This window comes from Amycolatopsis sp. NPDC049252, assembly GCF_043197175.1.
GTDB lineage: Bacteria > Actinomycetota > Actinomycetes > Mycobacteriales > Pseudonocardiaceae > Amycolatopsis.
In genome coordinates this window covers 120,267-133,562 of sequence record NZ_JBICSQ010000008.1, presented here as the reverse complement: position 1 = coordinate 133,562, position 13,296 = coordinate 120,267, and the positions used below count along the sequence as shown (strand labels likewise).

The following is a 13,296-nucleotide window of genomic DNA, read 5'->3' as shown; positions in this document are numbered from 1 at the left end:
TTACGGCCCGGCATACTGGGCCGGGTGATCGACCGGCCGCACGTCCTGCTCTCCGCCGCGCAGTCGCTCGACGGTTTTCTCGACAACACGTCACCCGAACGGCTGGTGCTGTCCACTGAGGACGACTTCGCGATCGTCGACCGGTTGCGGGCCGAGGCGGACGCCGTCCTGGTCGGGGCCGGAACCGTGCGGGCCGACAACCCGCGGCTGCTCGTGCGGTCGCCCGAGCTGCGGCGGCAACGCCTCGATCAGGGGAAACCCGAGCAGCCGGTCAAGGTCACCCTGACCACCCGCGGCCTCGACCCCGGTGCGCAGTTCTTCACCGCCGGCGACACCGAAAAGATCGTCTACGCGCCGCCGGGAGCGGCTGACGCGCTCAAGGACGTCGCCACCGTCGTCGACGCCGGGGATCCGCCCGACTTCGGTCGCGTCCTGGACGACCTCGGGGCGCGCGGCATCAAGAACCTGCTGGTCGAGGGCGGTGGCGGCATCCACACGCGGTTCCTCGCCGAAGGACTCGCCGACGAGCTGCGGCTCGCGATCGCGCCGTTCTTCGTCGGGCAGCCGGACGCGCCGCGGTTCGTCGGGCCCGGGCTCTTCCCGCGGCCGCTGCGCCTCACCAGCGCCCGCGAGCTCACCGGCATGGCGATCCTCGAGTACCGCGCGGCCGACGAGCCGACCGGCCGGGACGTCCAGCGGCTGCGGGAGGCCATCGCGCTCGCCGCCGAATGCCCGCCGAGTCACACCTTCCGCGTCGGGGCCGTCGTCGTCGACGCCGACGACGAGGTCATCGCGACCGGGCACTCCGGGGAAGGCGATCCGCTCAACCACGCGGAGGAAGCCGCCCTGGCCAAGTGTGTGGGCGATCCCCGGCTGGCCGGGGCGACCATGTACAGCTCGCTCGAACCGTGCAGCAACCGCAGCTCGCACCCCCGCAGCTGCACCCGGCTGATCCTCGACGCCGGGATCCCGCGGGTCGTGTTCGCCTGGCGCGAGCCCCCCGTCTTCGTCGACGCCCAGGGCACCGAGCTGCTGCGGCAGGCCGGGCGGCACGTCGTCGAGGTGCCCGCGCTGACCCCCGAGGTCCAGCGCGAGAACACCCACCTCGAGTTCTGACGCGAAAGGCCGCCCCGGGCGAACCCGGGGCGGCCTTCGGGGAACTAGCTCAGCAGGCGCCGTTGTCGACCCAGACGCCCCACTCACCGGTCGTCCCGGGCTCTTCGCCCTGGGTCCACCACTTCGCGGTGAACTTGTGGCTGTTGTGCTTGACCACGTCGTCCTTCACGTAGACCTTGGTGCGATCCCACTCCGCCGCCGTGCAGGAGCCGCCGCCCGGGGTGGTCGGCGTCGTCGGGGTGGTCGTCGGCGTCGTCTGGGGCGGGGTGGCCCCGGCGAAGCGGACGCTGAACTTCGTGAAGTCCCAGTCGTTCTGCGGCACGTTGCTGCAGACGCCGTTGTCGGTCGTACCGACGCAGGCGCGGTCGCGGTTGACCGACCAGAACGTGAAGCGGCCCAGGCCGTGGCTGGTCGCGTAGTCGTACACCGTCTGGAAGTCCGAGGTGTAGAACATCTCCGCCGCGTCCGACTTGCCGTTCATGCCGGAGAAGCCCTCGTGCGAGTACGCCGTCGCGCTGTCCCAGCCCATGTGCGACATCAGCAGGCCGTGCATGGCCTCCAGCGCGGACACCTGCGACGAACCGCCGTTGAAGCCGCCGTCGAACGGCATGATCGAGAAGTTGTTGGGGGAGAAGCCGATCGACTTCGCCTGGTCGAGCAGCTGCGTGCCGAACCAGCCGGTGCCGGCCGCGGTGCCCGGCATGGTCACCGACACGAACAGGCCGGGGTTGTTGGCCTGCAACGTCTTCGCCGCCCCGAGCTCGTTCGCGATGGCCGCGGTGTTCTCGTACTCGGGCTCTTCGAGGTCGAAGTCGATCGCCTTGAGCGAGTACTTCGAGATGACCTGCTGGTAGGCGGCGGCCGTCGCGGCCACGGTCCCGCAGGTCTGGCCGAGCTTCGTGCCGCCGTAACCGCCGACGGACACCGAGACGTCACCGCCCGCGCCGCGGATCCGGGAGATCACGCCGGCGACGTTCGTGTCGGAGGAGACCGCCGCGGTGCCGTCCCAGGTCGGGCTGCAGCCGCCGCCGTTGGGCGCCAGGATGAACGCCAGCTGGAACGCCTTGAGCCCGGTCGCGTTCATCACGGTGATCGGGTCGGGTGGATTGTTGCTCACGGGCATCAGATACGGCGCCGCGGCGTACCAGTTGTTGCCCAGCGCCGCTGTCGCGGAGGGCGCGCCGATCACGAGACTCACAGCTGTACCGATGAAGGTGGCGGCGGCGAGCCCGACGGCGGCCAGTCTGCTTCTGCGCATGATCTGTCCTCCCGGTGGGGTTCGAGGGTGGACAGATCATTGGACTAGACCATTTCAAAGTCAAGACGAAGGCGGGGTTACGGGCGAAACCCGAGAAATGTCGCATTCGACACACGACGAAAGGCGGTTGTGCCACCCACGGTGCCGCCCTCGCCGGCTGGTCGGCCCGCACGCCGCTGTCACGGCTGCTCGAGAAGATCTCGTGGGACGGCCGCAGCGTGTCCAAGTACCGCGACGGCCACCACGGCAAGGAAACGTCCTGACGGCCGAGGTGCTGACCGCGTTGGACTACCTGCCCGCGACGCCCACCTGGCCAACGTTCTCCGGCACGCGCACGCCCCTTCGGCGGCGTCCGAGCCGGCCGCGGCCGAAGCGGAGACCGCCCTCAATCCTGCGGCCCTGAGCGACAGCCAATTGACCCTGGAGCGGGATGCGACGAGCACCTCGCCGAACACCGTTGTGCTGCTGAAGGCAAAGGCCATTCGCGCGGGCGCGTTCGGGCCGGAGCAGCTGGCTCGCGAATATCTCGCGGTCACCGCGATGGCCGGGCGCGGCACGCCGCTGCTGCCGCTCGATCTCGGAACGCCGACGCCCGTCACGATCGGGCGGCCGGTCTCGCCGCACATCTCACGTAGACGACGCCACGGGGACGATGAGCGCGTCGCGGCACGTGCGGCCGGCATGTGCGCAAGCCGGAATGGAGACCGGTTCTGCAGCCCATCACCAGACCGCGCGAAGGCGGCCCCCACCCTCCGCCGGCAGGGTTCCGGCAAAGTCGTTGTGTTGCTTAGACGGGTATTCCGAGCAGGGTGAGGGCCCGGGTGGCGTCGCGGGCGGTGTGACGGAGTGCTTTGGCGATGTTGGTGTGCTCGGCTTGACGGTGTGCGCTGGTGGCGAGGTTGCTCAGGCTGGCCATGGCCCGGGGTGCGGTGCCGGTGCGGGCACGGGAGCGGTCTTCGTTGTAGGTGACGTCGCGGATCCAGTGGAGTTTGTTTTCGATGTGCCAGTGACCGCGGACGTAGCCTCCGATCTGGGCGGGGTGAGCGTAGCGGCCGGTGAGGCTGGTAAGGCCGAATGCGGCGTGGGCGGACCGTTTCCGGCTGGCGTGGTGGGTGGTGTAACACTCGATGAGGAACGCGTGGCTGGCGTGGGGGAAGTCGATCGTGGGGTAGCCGAGGAACTCGCCCAGCGGGGCGAGCTGGACGGTGCGGCGTTCGCTGCGGCCGTGCCCGCTGCCGCTGGTGATGTGGGCGGGTATCTCGTGCCAGGGCAGGGTGTCGAGCAGGCCATGCAGACGATGCTGGTTCTCCTTGACGGTGAACACGTAGTCCGCGCCGCGTTGATGCAGGTAGCGGGCATGGTCGGCGGTGGTGTGCGGGGCATCGGCGGTGACCACCCGCCCGGTCAGGTCGATGGTGTCCAGCAGTGGCTGGAACCAGGTGATTTCGCTGCTGCCGGCCGGGACCTGGCGTTGACCGAGCACTGTTGCCGTGTCGTAGGTGATCGCGGCGAGCAGGTGCACTCCGGTGCCTCCGGTGCGGGCAAAGGTGCCGCGCGGGGATGTGCCGTCCACCGCGATCGCTGCCGGTGCGGTCTCGGCCAGGTCGGTGTCGCCGGTGTCGTGCTCGGTGAGCCAGGTGCTGATGAGGTCGTCGAGGATGTCGCCGTCGACCTGGGTGGCTACGCGTCGGACGGTGGCTTCATCGGGTGGGGCGTAGCGGTTGTGGCGGGGATCGAATCGGGTGCCCAGTGCGGCCAGGATCGGCTGTGGTGCGTCGGCGGCCCATTCGCCGATCGCGGTGAACGACTGCGTGCCGGCTACGACGGCGGCGGCCGCGAGCGCCAGGATCGACCCGATCGAATGGCGTATTCTCGCCGGTCTCGTGGGTCAGGTATGTCGGCGAGCTGTGTGCGCAGGTCAGCGGCCCAGTATGGATCGATGTGGGAGTCGATGACCCGGGTCAGGCGATCACGGACGACGGGGATCAGGGCACGATTGCGTAGCGGGCACGGCTCTCTCAGACGATCATGGGACCTGGACAATCACATGATCGATGAGGGTCGTGCCCGCTCTGCACTCAGGCCACACGACTTTGCCGGAACCCTGCCCTCCACCGGGGGGGTGTCCCTATGTGGTTGTCAAGCCGCAGCAGGGGCGGGAGCTGCTTCGGGGTGGCGGTAGTGAGTCCCGTTGCGCAGCATCGCGTAGAGCACATCGCAGCGGCGGCGGGCCAGGCAGATCAGCGCGGCGTTGTGCTTCTTGCCTTCAGCTCGTTTGCGGTCGTAGTAGGCCCTGCCGGCCGGGTCGTGCAAGGCCGCGAACGCGGCCAGGAAGAACGCCCGTTTCAGCTTCCGGTTGCCGGTCCGAGCCGGATGCTCGCCCTTGATGCTGGTGCCGGAACTGCGAGTGACCGGAGCAATGCCCGCGTAGGCGGCCAGGTGCCCGGAGCTGGCAAAGTTGGAGGCGTCGCCGACCTCGAGCAGGATGCGGGCTGCGGTCCTGACACCGATGCCGGGCATCGAAGTCAGGACCCCGGCAAGAGGGTGCGCATCAAGTATCCCCTCGACCTGCTCAGCAACCTGTTTGCGTTGCTGCAAGACGGTTTTCAGACTGTCAGCCAGCCGCGGCAGCACCGTGTCCGCGGCTGCGGCGCCCGGAACGGTGACGGTCTGCTCGCCCAGCGCGGCCACGATCGCCTCGACCAGCTTGTCACCCACCCGCGGCGCGTGGACCTTCGCGATCGCGGTCAGTTTGCGGCGGCCGGCCTGGGCGATCCCGGCGGGGCCGCCGCAACGGGAGAGGATCTCCAGCACCGCGGGATGCGCGATCCTGGATCCGATGGCCCGCTCAAGAGCGGGATGGATGCCAGTGAGCAAGCCCCGGATGCGGTTGGCGATCCGGGTGGCTTCGCCGGCCAGGTCGTCATCGAACCCGACCAGCACCTCCAGCTCGGCCAACGCGTCATCGCCGACGTCGACCGGGCGCAGCGTGTGCGGCAGAGAGCGGGCGGCGTCGGCGATGATGAACGCGTCCCGGGCGTCGGTCTTCGCCCGGCCGGGGTAGAGATCGGCGATGCGGCGCATCGCCAACCCGGGCAGATAGGCCACCTGATGACCGGCCGCGCGGGCGACCGTGACCGGCAACGCCCCGATCGTGGCGGGCTGGTCGACCACGACCAGCAACGGCCCGTGCGCGACGAGCTTGTCGAACAGCGCACGCAGTTTCGGTTCGGTATTGGGCAACGGTCCATCGTGCAGCCGCTTCCCGTCCGGATCGAGACCGACCGCGTGGTGGGCTTCCTTACCGACGTCCAGGCCGAGGAACACCCCGAAATCGCTGCTCATCCACCAGCCGTTCGTTCGTCGTGTCGTGGTCACCGGGTTGGGCATCGATGGCCGGCACCCACGTTACGACGAGACCTACCCGGCGGTGGCCGTGTCCCTATCAGCGGTCCCTCGATGCCACCAGGCCCGGTGACACCACCCCCCGGATCATGCCTGCGACTGGGGACGTTAGTCATGCCGAACCTGGTGACCACAACTCCCTGATCAGGAGCCACGAAAAAGGTAACGGGGGGCGTGCCCTGCTCCAGTCTATCGGCGGGGGCCGACAAGAAGCCGTGATCCGGTCGGGGACGGGAGAGTTGTCCACACCCCGGACGGGTGTGGACAACCGCCTCACTCCGACTCGAGGTCGCCCTCCAAGGACAGGTAGACCTCGCGCATCTGCGCCAGCAGCTCGGGGTCCGGGTCCTCCCACAGGCCGCGGTCCGCTGCCTCGTTCAACCGCTCCACGATTCCGCGCAGCGCCCACGGGTTGGCCTGGCGCAGGAACTCCTGGTTGGTCTCGTCCAGGACGTACGACTCGGTCAGCTTTTCGTACATCCAGTCGCCGACCACTCCGGCCGTCGCGTCGAAGCCGAACAGGTAGTCCACCGTGGCCGCCAGCTCGAACGCGCCCTTGTAACCGTGGCGCCGCATCGCCGCCAGCCAGCGGGGGTTCACCACACGGGCGCGGAACACCCGGGCCGTCTCCTCGCCCAGCGTGCGCGTGCGGACGGCGTCGGGCGTGGTGCTGTCGCCCACGTACGACGCCGGGGCCGTGCCCGTCAGCGCCCGGACCGTCGCGATCATGCCGCCGTGGTACTGGAAGTAGTCGTCCGAGTCGGCGATGTCGTGCTCGCGGGTGTCGGTGTTCTTGGCCGCCACCACGATCCGCTTATACGAGCTTTCCATGTCCTCGCGCGCCGGCCGGCCGTCCAGGTCGCGGCCGTACGCGAACCCGCCCCAGACCGCGTACACCTCGGCGAGGTCCTTGTCGTCGCGCCAGTTTCCGGACTCCATCAGCGGCAGGAGCCCGGCGCCGTACGCGCCCGGCTTCGAGCCGAAGATCCGCGTGGTTGCCCGCCGTGAATCGCCGTGCGCGGCCAAGTCGGAAGAGACGTGTGCGCGGACGAAGTTCTCCGCAAGAGGCTCGTCCAGCGAAGCCACCAGCCGGACCGCGTCGTCCATCATCGTGATGACGTGGGGGAAGGCGTCGCGGAAGAAGCCGCTGATGCGGATCGTGACGTCGATGCGCGGCCGGCCCAGCTCGGACAGCGGAATCGCCTCGATGCCGGTGACGCGCCGTGACGCCTCGTCCCACACCGGCTGGACGCCCAGCAGGGCCAGGACCTCCGCCGCGTCGTCGCCCGACGTCCGCATCGCCGACGTCCCCCACACCGACAGCCCGACCGAGCGCGGCCAGTCGCCGGTGTCCTCGCGGTAGCGGCGCAGCAGCGAGTCCGCCAGCGCCTGCCCGGTCTCCCACGCCAGCCGGCTCGGGATGGCCTTCGGGTCGACCGTGTAGAAGTTCCGCCCGGTCGGCAGCACGTTGACCAGCCCGCGCAACGGCGACCCGCTCGGCCCGGCCGGGATGTAGCCGCCGTCCAGCGCGTGCAGGATCGCGTCCAGCTCACCCGTGGTCGCGGCCAGCCGCGGCACGATCTCGTTCGCCGCGAACTCCAGGATCAGCTGCACCTGCTCGTCCGGGCCGCCCAGCTTGTCGTCGATGATGCCGCGCACCGCGGTGACGTCCCAGGAGCGCCACTCCATCGCCTCGACCAGCGAGCGGGCCGTCTTCTCGATCTTGTCCACTTCGGACGTCGGCGCGTCGGAGTTCTCCTTGAGCCCCAACGCCGATCGCAACCCGGGGAGGGCGCCCTGTTTGCCGCCCCAGACCTGCTGCGCGCGCAGCATCGCCAGCACCAGGTTGACGCGCGCCTCGCCGGTGGGCGCCGCGCCGAGGATGTGCAGGCCGTCGCGGATCTGGGCGTCCTTGACCTCGCACAGCCAGCCGTCGATGTGCAGCAGGAAGTCGTCGAACTCCGCGTCGTGCGGGCGCTCGTCGACGCCGAGGTCGTGGTCCAGCTTGGCGGCCTGGATGAGCGTCCAGATCTGGGCGCGCACCGCGGGCAGCTTCGCCGGGTCCATCGCCGCGATGTTCGCGTGCTCGTCGAGCAGCTGCTCGAGGCGCGCCATGTCGCCGTACGACTCGGCGCGCGCCATCGGCGGGATCAGGTGATCGACGATCGTCGCGTGCGCCCGCCGTTTCGCCTGCGCGCCCTCGCCGGGGTCGTTGATCAGGAACGGGTAGATCAGCGGCAGGTTCCCGAGCACGGCGTCGGGCGCGCACGACGCCGAGAGCCCGGCCGTCTTGCCCGGCAGCCATTCCAGCGACCCGTGCTTGCCCAGGTGGACGACGGCGTGCGCGCCGAACTCCTCCTCCAGCCAGCGGTAGGCGGCCAGGTAGTGGTGGCTCGGCGGCAGGTCCGGGTTGTGGTAGATCGCGACGGGGTTCTCGCCGAACCCGCGTGGCGGCTGGATCATGATGATGACGTTGCCGCTCTGCAGCGACGCCAGCACGATGTCGCCGTTGTCGACGTACAGCTCGCCGGGAGCGGGACCCCAATGTCCCTCGATGCCTTCGCGCAGCTCGTCCGGCAGTGCCTCGAACCACGAGCGGTAGCGCGCGGCGGGCACCCGGATCGGGTTGCCGGCCAGCTGCTCCTCGGTCAGCCACTCCGGGTCCTGACCGCCGGCGGCGATCAGGGCGTGGATCAGCGCGTCGCCGTCGGGCTGGTCGGTGCCCGTCGGCTCGACGCCCGGGAAGGCGTCCTCGCCCAGGTCGTAGCCCAGCTCGCGCATCCGCCGCAGCAGCTCGATGACCGACGCGGGCGTGTCCAGCCCGACTGCGTTGCCGACGCGGGAGTGCTTCGTCGGATACGCGGACAGCATCAGCGCGATGCGCCGCTCCGACGCAGGCGTGTGCCGGAGCCGCGCGTGGGCCAGGGCGATCTTCGCGACGCGGGACGCGCGCTCGGCGTCCGGGATGTAGCGCGGCAGCCCGTCCTCGTCCAGCTCCTTGAACGAGAACGGCACGGTGATGAGCCGCCCGTCGAACTCCGGGACGGCCATCTGGTTACCCGCGTCCAACGGGGAGAGGCCGTCGTCGCTCGCCGCCCACGTCTCGCGGTCGCTGGTCAGGCACAGCGCCTGCAGGATCGGGACGTCGAGCGCGGCCATCTCGGCGACGTCCCACGCCTCGTCGTCACCCCCGGCGCCCACCTCGGACGGCTTGGTGCCGCCCGCCGCGAGCACGGTGACCAGCAGCGCGTCGACTTTGCCCAGCTCGGCCATCATCGCCGGCTCGCGGGTCCGCAGCGACGCGGTGAAGACCGGCAACGCGCGCCCGCCGGCGGCCTCGATCTGGTCGGCGAGCGTGTGCACGAACGCGGTGTTCCCGGACAGGTGGTGCGCGCGGTAGTAGAGGATCCCGACGACCGGGCCGTCCGCCCTGGAAGAAGGCCGCTCGAGGATGCCCCAGCCGGGCTGCTCGGCGGGCGGCTCGAAGCCGTCGCCGGTGAGCAGGAGCGTGTCGGAGAGGAACCGGTGCAGCTGCGTGAGGTTCGCCGGGCCGCCCTGCGCGAGGTAGGCGTGGGCCTCGGCGGCGATACCGGCGGGGACGTTCGAGAGCTTCATCAGCTCGGCGTCCGGCGTCTGCTCCCCGCCGAGGACGACGACGTGCGCGCCCGACGCGAGCAGCGTGTCGAGGCCCTCCTGCCAGCTGCGCGGGGTGCCGAGGATGCGGACGATCACGATGCGGACGCCGGCGAGCAGGCCCGGCAGCTCGGCGACGTCGAGCCGCGACGGGTTCGCCAGCCGGAACTCGTCCTCGCACGAACGCGCGCTGAGCAGGTCGGTGTCCGAAGTGGACAGAAGCAGGATCACGAGGTCCTCCTCGGGGTCCGCGCCCCGGGTAGTACGGGCGCGCCGGCCGGAGTTCCTGGCTCCCGGAGACCCGCCGACGCACTTCCTCCCGTGGAGGCGGCATCGGACCCAGGTCTCCGGTGACAGTGGCGGGACCGCCCCGGACTCTCACCGGGTTCCTCCACCTGCCGACGCGTGGGTATCGGACTCACTCTCCGGTGCGCCGGGGCGTGGCGTCAAGGTGACGTGTGCGGCTATGGTGGGAGCAGCGCACCGACCGCCGCGCCGGGGTGGGGATCCTGTCAACCGGGCGGTCCGAGGAGTTCGCGTGACCACCGTTCCGTGGGGGTTCGTGGCGTTGACGCTCATCCTGCCGGCCTGGACCGCGGGGATCGTTCTGGCGCTGGTCCACAAGATTCTCGCGGCTCCCGAGCGCGACATCCGCATCCGGATCCGCGTCGTCCCCTGGCCCAGGGTGGAGATCGACGTCAAGCGGTGAGCGGCTCACGACCTGGCGGTGTGGACTCCCTGCTGCGCGGCTTCACGGCCGCGCAGTCGGCTCGTCAGCCGTACCGGGTGCCCACGCCGGCCGAGCTCCGGACCGCCGAGAGCGCGTTCGCCGCCTTCCTCGACCACCGGTCCCACGACCTCGGTGAGCTGGGGTTTTCCGTCGAGGGTGACACCCTGGCGGTGCAGGAGCCGGGTACCGAGCGCGCGTGGGGGCTTTACGTGGTCGACCGGTCGGCGCCGTTGTCGCTGGTCGTCGAGGTGCCGCACGCGTCGTCCGACCTGCGGACCGACCGGATCGGGCTCGCCCTCTTCCGGCAGGTGCCCGGAGCCGTCCTGGCGATCGGCGGTGCCCACCGCCGTCGTGAGGACCCCGCGCACGAGACCCGCAGCGTCTTCCACGTCGTGACGACGCTGCTCGCCCGGCGCGGCTTGCCGCAGGTCCAGCTCCACGGCTTCGGCGACACCACCCTGACCTCGGCCGACGTCGTGCTCTCGGCCGGCGCCGCCGAAGCCGGGGACGCGGCCCGCCGGGCGGCCGACCGGTTCGCCGCCGCCGGGTTCCGCGTCTGCCGGGCCTGGGACGAACCCTGCCGTGGCCTGGCCGGGACGACGAACGTCCAGAGCCAGGCCGCCGCGGGCACGCCGTTCCTGCACGTCGAGCTCAGCCGGACGGTCCGCGAGACCCGCCGGGCCGACGTCGTCCGCGCGCTGCTGGACGCCGACCTCCGCAAGCCCTAGGCGGACCGCTCTCCGAGACGGGGGAACGGCTTCGTCGAGAACAGGACCTCCACGTTGACCTCGAAGAAGTCCGCGATCCGCAGCGCCAGGTAGAGGCTCGGGCTGTACTCGCCGCGCTCGAGGTAGCCGATCGTCTGGTAGTGCACGCCCAGCGCGTCGGCCAGCTCGCGGCGCGAGATCGACCGCTCCGCGCGCAGCATCGCGATCCGGTTGTAGACGACCTCGCTCATGACTCACCCCACACGCTGCATGGCCTTCTCCCGGCGTTGCGCCACCGACGAACCCGACTCACGCCGCGCCATGCGGCGAAGCAGGACCGGCGCCAGGACCAATCCGATCACGGCCCACGCGGCGAGCACGGCGAGGGTCGGCACCGGCCGCCACGACCGGCCGATCTCGGCGACGATCGCGCTGTCCGGCAGCAACGCCGAGCGCATGCCGAGGCCCAGCCAGTACATCGGGAACACCTGCGCGATGTACTGCACCCACACCGGCAACGCGATCACCGGGTAGAAGATCCCGGAGATCGCGCCCAGCCCCATGACCGGCAGCACGATCAGCCCGGTGGACCGCGGACTGCTGATCAGCGAGCCCAGGGCGGCTCCGATCGGCAACGTCGCGAGCAGCCCGAGTACCAGCACCCCCAGCAGGTGCAGGTAGGACCAGAGGCCGTCGGGCGCGAGCGAGGGGTACAGGAACAGGCATGGGATCAGCACGACCAGCAGGGACGCCACCTGCCCGAGTGACAGCGTCGTGGTTTTGCCGACCAGGTAGCCGAGCATGCCGTTCGGTGTCGCCTTCGCCCGCAGCAGCGTGCCGTCCTCACGGTCGATGACCAGGTAGCTCGCCGCGCCGGTGAGCCCGGTGAACACGATCCCGGCTCCGAGCACTCCGGGCACGGTCGCCGCGCCGAGGGAGAACCCGGTGCCGGGCACCGTCGCGTCGCGCATGAAGAACACCACGCCGAGGAAGAGCGCCGCGAAGACGATCTGGCCGACCAGGTCTTCGCGGTTGGTCCAGGTCTGCTTGAACTCGATCCAGCCCCGGGCCAGCCCGGCCCGCACCACGGCGGTGTTCATCGCGTACCCGCTTCCTGCAGGCCGAGCTCGGTTTCGCCGCCGGCTTCGGCGCGGTGGACGAGCGTCATGTAGGTGTCCTCCAGCGACGCGCGGCGGACCTCGAGATCCGCCACCGCCTCGCCGTGCTGCTTGAACAGGTCGTGGACGTACTTCGTGGCCTCGGTCGTCGAGTGGACGAAGTGCCGGCCGCCGATCGTCCAGCGGACCTCGGCCTCACCGGCGATCTGGCGGGTGAGCGCGTCGGCCGAGCCGTCGGCGACGATCCGGCCGCCGTTGAGGATGAGGATCCGGTCGGCCAGCTTCTCGGCCTCGTCGAGGTCGTGCGTGGTCAGCAGGATCGTGGTGTCCAGCTCGTCGGACAGCCGGTGCACCAGATCGTGGAACTCGCGCCGGGCCTCCGGGTCGAAGCCCGCGGTGGGCTCGTCGAGGAAGAGCAGCTCCGGCCGGCCGACGATGCCGATCGCGACGTCGAGCCGCCGCCGCTGGCCGCCCGACAGGGTCTTGATCTTCTTCTGCGCGTGTTCGGTGAGCCCCACCGCCGCGATGAGCTGGTCGGCGTCCCACGGCCGCGTGCTCGACGGTGTCGAGTACGGCGCGTAGTACCGGCCGAGGTGCGCGAGCAGCTCGCGGACGCGCCACTTCCCGTGGTCGCGCCAGGACTGGAGCACGACTCCCAGGCGTGCCCGCCAGTCCTCGCCGCCGTGCGCCGGGTCTACACCCAGCACGCTCACCTCGCCGGCCGACCGCATCCGGAAGCCTTCGAGGATCTCGATCGTGGTCGTCTTGCCCGCGCCGTTCGGCCCGAGCAGGCACACGACCTCGCCCCGGTACGCCTCGAACTCGACGCCGTGCAGGACGTCGTTCGCGCCGTAGCGCATCCGCAGCCCGCTCACGCGGACGGCGGGGTCCGCTGGATCTCTCATGGTCCGAACCCCCATCTGACTGATGCGATCGAATGTAGCACATCTACTACATCCGGTGTGACTTCTGCTGCACCCGGAACTTGACCGGCGGTCATCCGGTTCGCCGGGCATGGGAACTTGGCTGGGGCTGGCCCTTCCGGGCGGCGTGGTGATCCTGCTGGTCATGGCCGCGATCGAGCTGCGGCCGCGCAAGAGCGGCTCGCGGTTCAAGGCGCGGCTGTCCGCGACCTGCATCGAAGAGACCACCGCGTTCCTCTACGGCACCAAGCGGCGTGAGCTGGAACACCGGGAAACGATGTCGATGCTCGTCGAGCAGGACGCCGACGGCGCGCCTCCCCGGCGTGACGTAGACCTGGACGCCGGAACCGCCGTCCTGCGCCCGCGTCCGGCCCCTCGGGAGCCGGAGAACCGCGAGTTACAGTGA

General features: G+C 70.4%; 12 protein-coding genes and 1 riboswitch. Of the genes, 5 read left to right on the top strand and 7 right to left on the bottom strand.

All coding sequences use genetic code 11. The annotated features are described in order from the left end of the window. Positions 1-24: 24 nt before the first annotated feature. Entirely contained in the window at positions 25-1,116 is a 1,092-nt protein-coding gene (locus ACGFMK_RS13640; RefSeq protein ID WP_392761817.1) for a dihydrofolate reductase family protein, read from the top strand. Positions 1,117-1,165: 49 nt separating this feature from the next. Here ACGFMK_RS13640 and ACGFMK_RS13635 read toward each other — a convergent pair whose 3' ends face one another. Next, on the bottom strand, positions 1,166-2,374 hold the full coding sequence (locus ACGFMK_RS13635) for a chitinase (RefSeq protein ID WP_392761815.1): 1,209 nt from the start codon (positions 2,372-2,374) through the stop codon (positions 1,166-1,168). A 414-nt stretch (positions 2,375-2,788) separates the two neighbouring features. Between ACGFMK_RS13635 and ACGFMK_RS13630 the strand changes: the two genes are divergently transcribed. Next, positions 2,789-3,187 (top strand): hypothetical protein, encoded by a 399-nt coding sequence (locus ACGFMK_RS13630; protein ID WP_392761813.1) that lies wholly within the window; start codon positions 2,789-2,791, stop codon positions 3,185-3,187. Here ACGFMK_RS13630 and ACGFMK_RS13625 read toward each other — a convergent pair. From ACGFMK_RS13625 to cobN, 3 genes are all read right to left on the bottom strand, one after another. Then, a complete protein-coding gene (locus ACGFMK_RS13625) occupies positions 3,162-4,244 on the bottom strand; it encodes an ISAs1 family transposase (protein WP_392761980.1) in 1,083 nt (360 codons plus the stop codon). The two genes, ACGFMK_RS13630 and ACGFMK_RS13625, sit on opposite strands and share 26 nt — an antisense overlap. A gap of 269 nt (positions 4,245-4,513) precedes the next feature. Further along, a complete protein-coding gene (locus tag ACGFMK_RS13620; RefSeq protein ID WP_392761977.1) occupies positions 4,514-5,719 on the bottom strand; it encodes an IS110 family transposase in 1,206 nt (401 codons plus the stop codon). 333 nt (positions 5,720-6,052) lie between these two features. After that, positions 6,053-9,643 (bottom strand): cobaltochelatase subunit CobN, encoded by a 3,591-nt coding sequence (cobN, locus tag ACGFMK_RS13615; RefSeq protein ID WP_392761810.1) that lies wholly within the window; start codon positions 9,641-9,643, stop codon positions 6,053-6,055. A 49-nt stretch (positions 9,644-9,692) separates the two neighbouring features. Then, positions 9,693-9,804, bottom strand: a riboswitch (cobalamin riboswitch). Positions 9,805-9,950: 146 nt separating this feature from the next. On the opposite strand from cobN, the gene ACGFMK_RS13610 reads away from it, so the two are divergent. Both ACGFMK_RS13610 and ACGFMK_RS13605 read left to right on the top strand, forming a co-directional pair. Then, complete coding sequence (locus tag ACGFMK_RS13610) at positions 9,951-10,121, top strand: hypothetical protein (protein ID WP_392761808.1); 171 nt, start codon at positions 9,951-9,953, stop codon at positions 10,119-10,121. Between the two features lie 20 nt (positions 10,122-10,141). Beyond that, positions 10,142-10,870, top strand: coding sequence for a hypothetical protein (locus ACGFMK_RS13605; RefSeq protein ID WP_392761805.1), 729 nt, complete (start codon positions 10,142-10,144; stop codon positions 10,868-10,870). Here ACGFMK_RS13605 and ACGFMK_RS13600 read toward each other — a convergent pair. Genes ACGFMK_RS13600 through ACGFMK_RS13590 form a run of 3 tightly spaced genes read right to left on the bottom strand, consistent with a single transcriptional unit; the run spans position 10,867 to position 12,872 of the window. Continuing rightward, positions 10,867-11,100, bottom strand: coding sequence for a helix-turn-helix transcriptional regulator (locus tag ACGFMK_RS13600; RefSeq protein WP_326943654.1), 234 nt, complete (start codon positions 11,098-11,100; stop codon positions 10,867-10,869). The two genes, ACGFMK_RS13605 and ACGFMK_RS13600, sit on opposite strands and share 4 nt — an antisense overlap. Positions 11,101-11,103: 3 nt before the next feature. Continuing rightward, positions 11,104-11,949 (bottom strand): ABC transporter permease, encoded by an 846-nt coding sequence (locus ACGFMK_RS13595; RefSeq protein ID WP_392761802.1) that lies wholly within the window; start codon positions 11,947-11,949, stop codon positions 11,104-11,106. Next, positions 11,946-12,872, bottom strand: coding sequence for an ABC transporter ATP-binding protein (locus tag ACGFMK_RS13590; RefSeq protein WP_392761799.1), 927 nt, complete (start codon positions 12,870-12,872; stop codon positions 11,946-11,948). Before ACGFMK_RS13590 ends, ACGFMK_RS13595 begins: the two co-directional genes overlap by 4 nt. 109 nt (positions 12,873-12,981) lie before the next feature. On the opposite strand from ACGFMK_RS13590, the gene ACGFMK_RS13585 reads away from it, so the two are divergent. Next, on the top strand, positions 12,982-13,296 hold the full coding sequence (locus tag ACGFMK_RS13585; RefSeq protein WP_392761796.1) for a DUF6191 domain-containing protein: 315 nt from the start codon (positions 12,982-12,984) through the stop codon (positions 13,294-13,296).

What these genes read in the sequence shown, in the direction of transcription:
- ACGFMK_RS13635 (WP_392761815.1), bottom strand. Translation starts at nt 2,374, where the DNA reads ATGCGCAGAAGCAGACTGGCCGCCGTCGGGCTCGCCGCCGCCACCTTC.
- ACGFMK_RS13620 (WP_392761977.1), bottom strand. Translation starts at nt 5,719, where the DNA reads ATGAGCAGCGATTTCGGGGTGTTCCTCGGCCTGGACGTCGGTAAGGAA.
- ACGFMK_RS13600 (WP_326943654.1), bottom strand. Translation starts at nt 11,100, where the DNA reads ATGAGCGAGGTCGTCTACAACCGGATCGCGATGCTGCGCGCGGAGCGG.
- ACGFMK_RS13595 (WP_392761802.1), bottom strand. Translation starts at nt 11,949, where the DNA reads ATGAACACCGCCGTGGTGCGGGCCGGGCTGGCCCGGGGCTGGATCGAG.
- ACGFMK_RS13590 (WP_392761799.1), bottom strand. Translation starts at nt 12,872, where the DNA reads ATGAGAGATCCAGCGGACCCCGCCGTCCGCGTGAGCGGGCTGCGGATG.
- ACGFMK_RS13585 (WP_392761796.1), top strand. Translation starts at nt 12,982, where the DNA reads ATGGGAACTTGGCTGGGGCTGGCCCTTCCGGGCGGCGTGGTGATCCTG.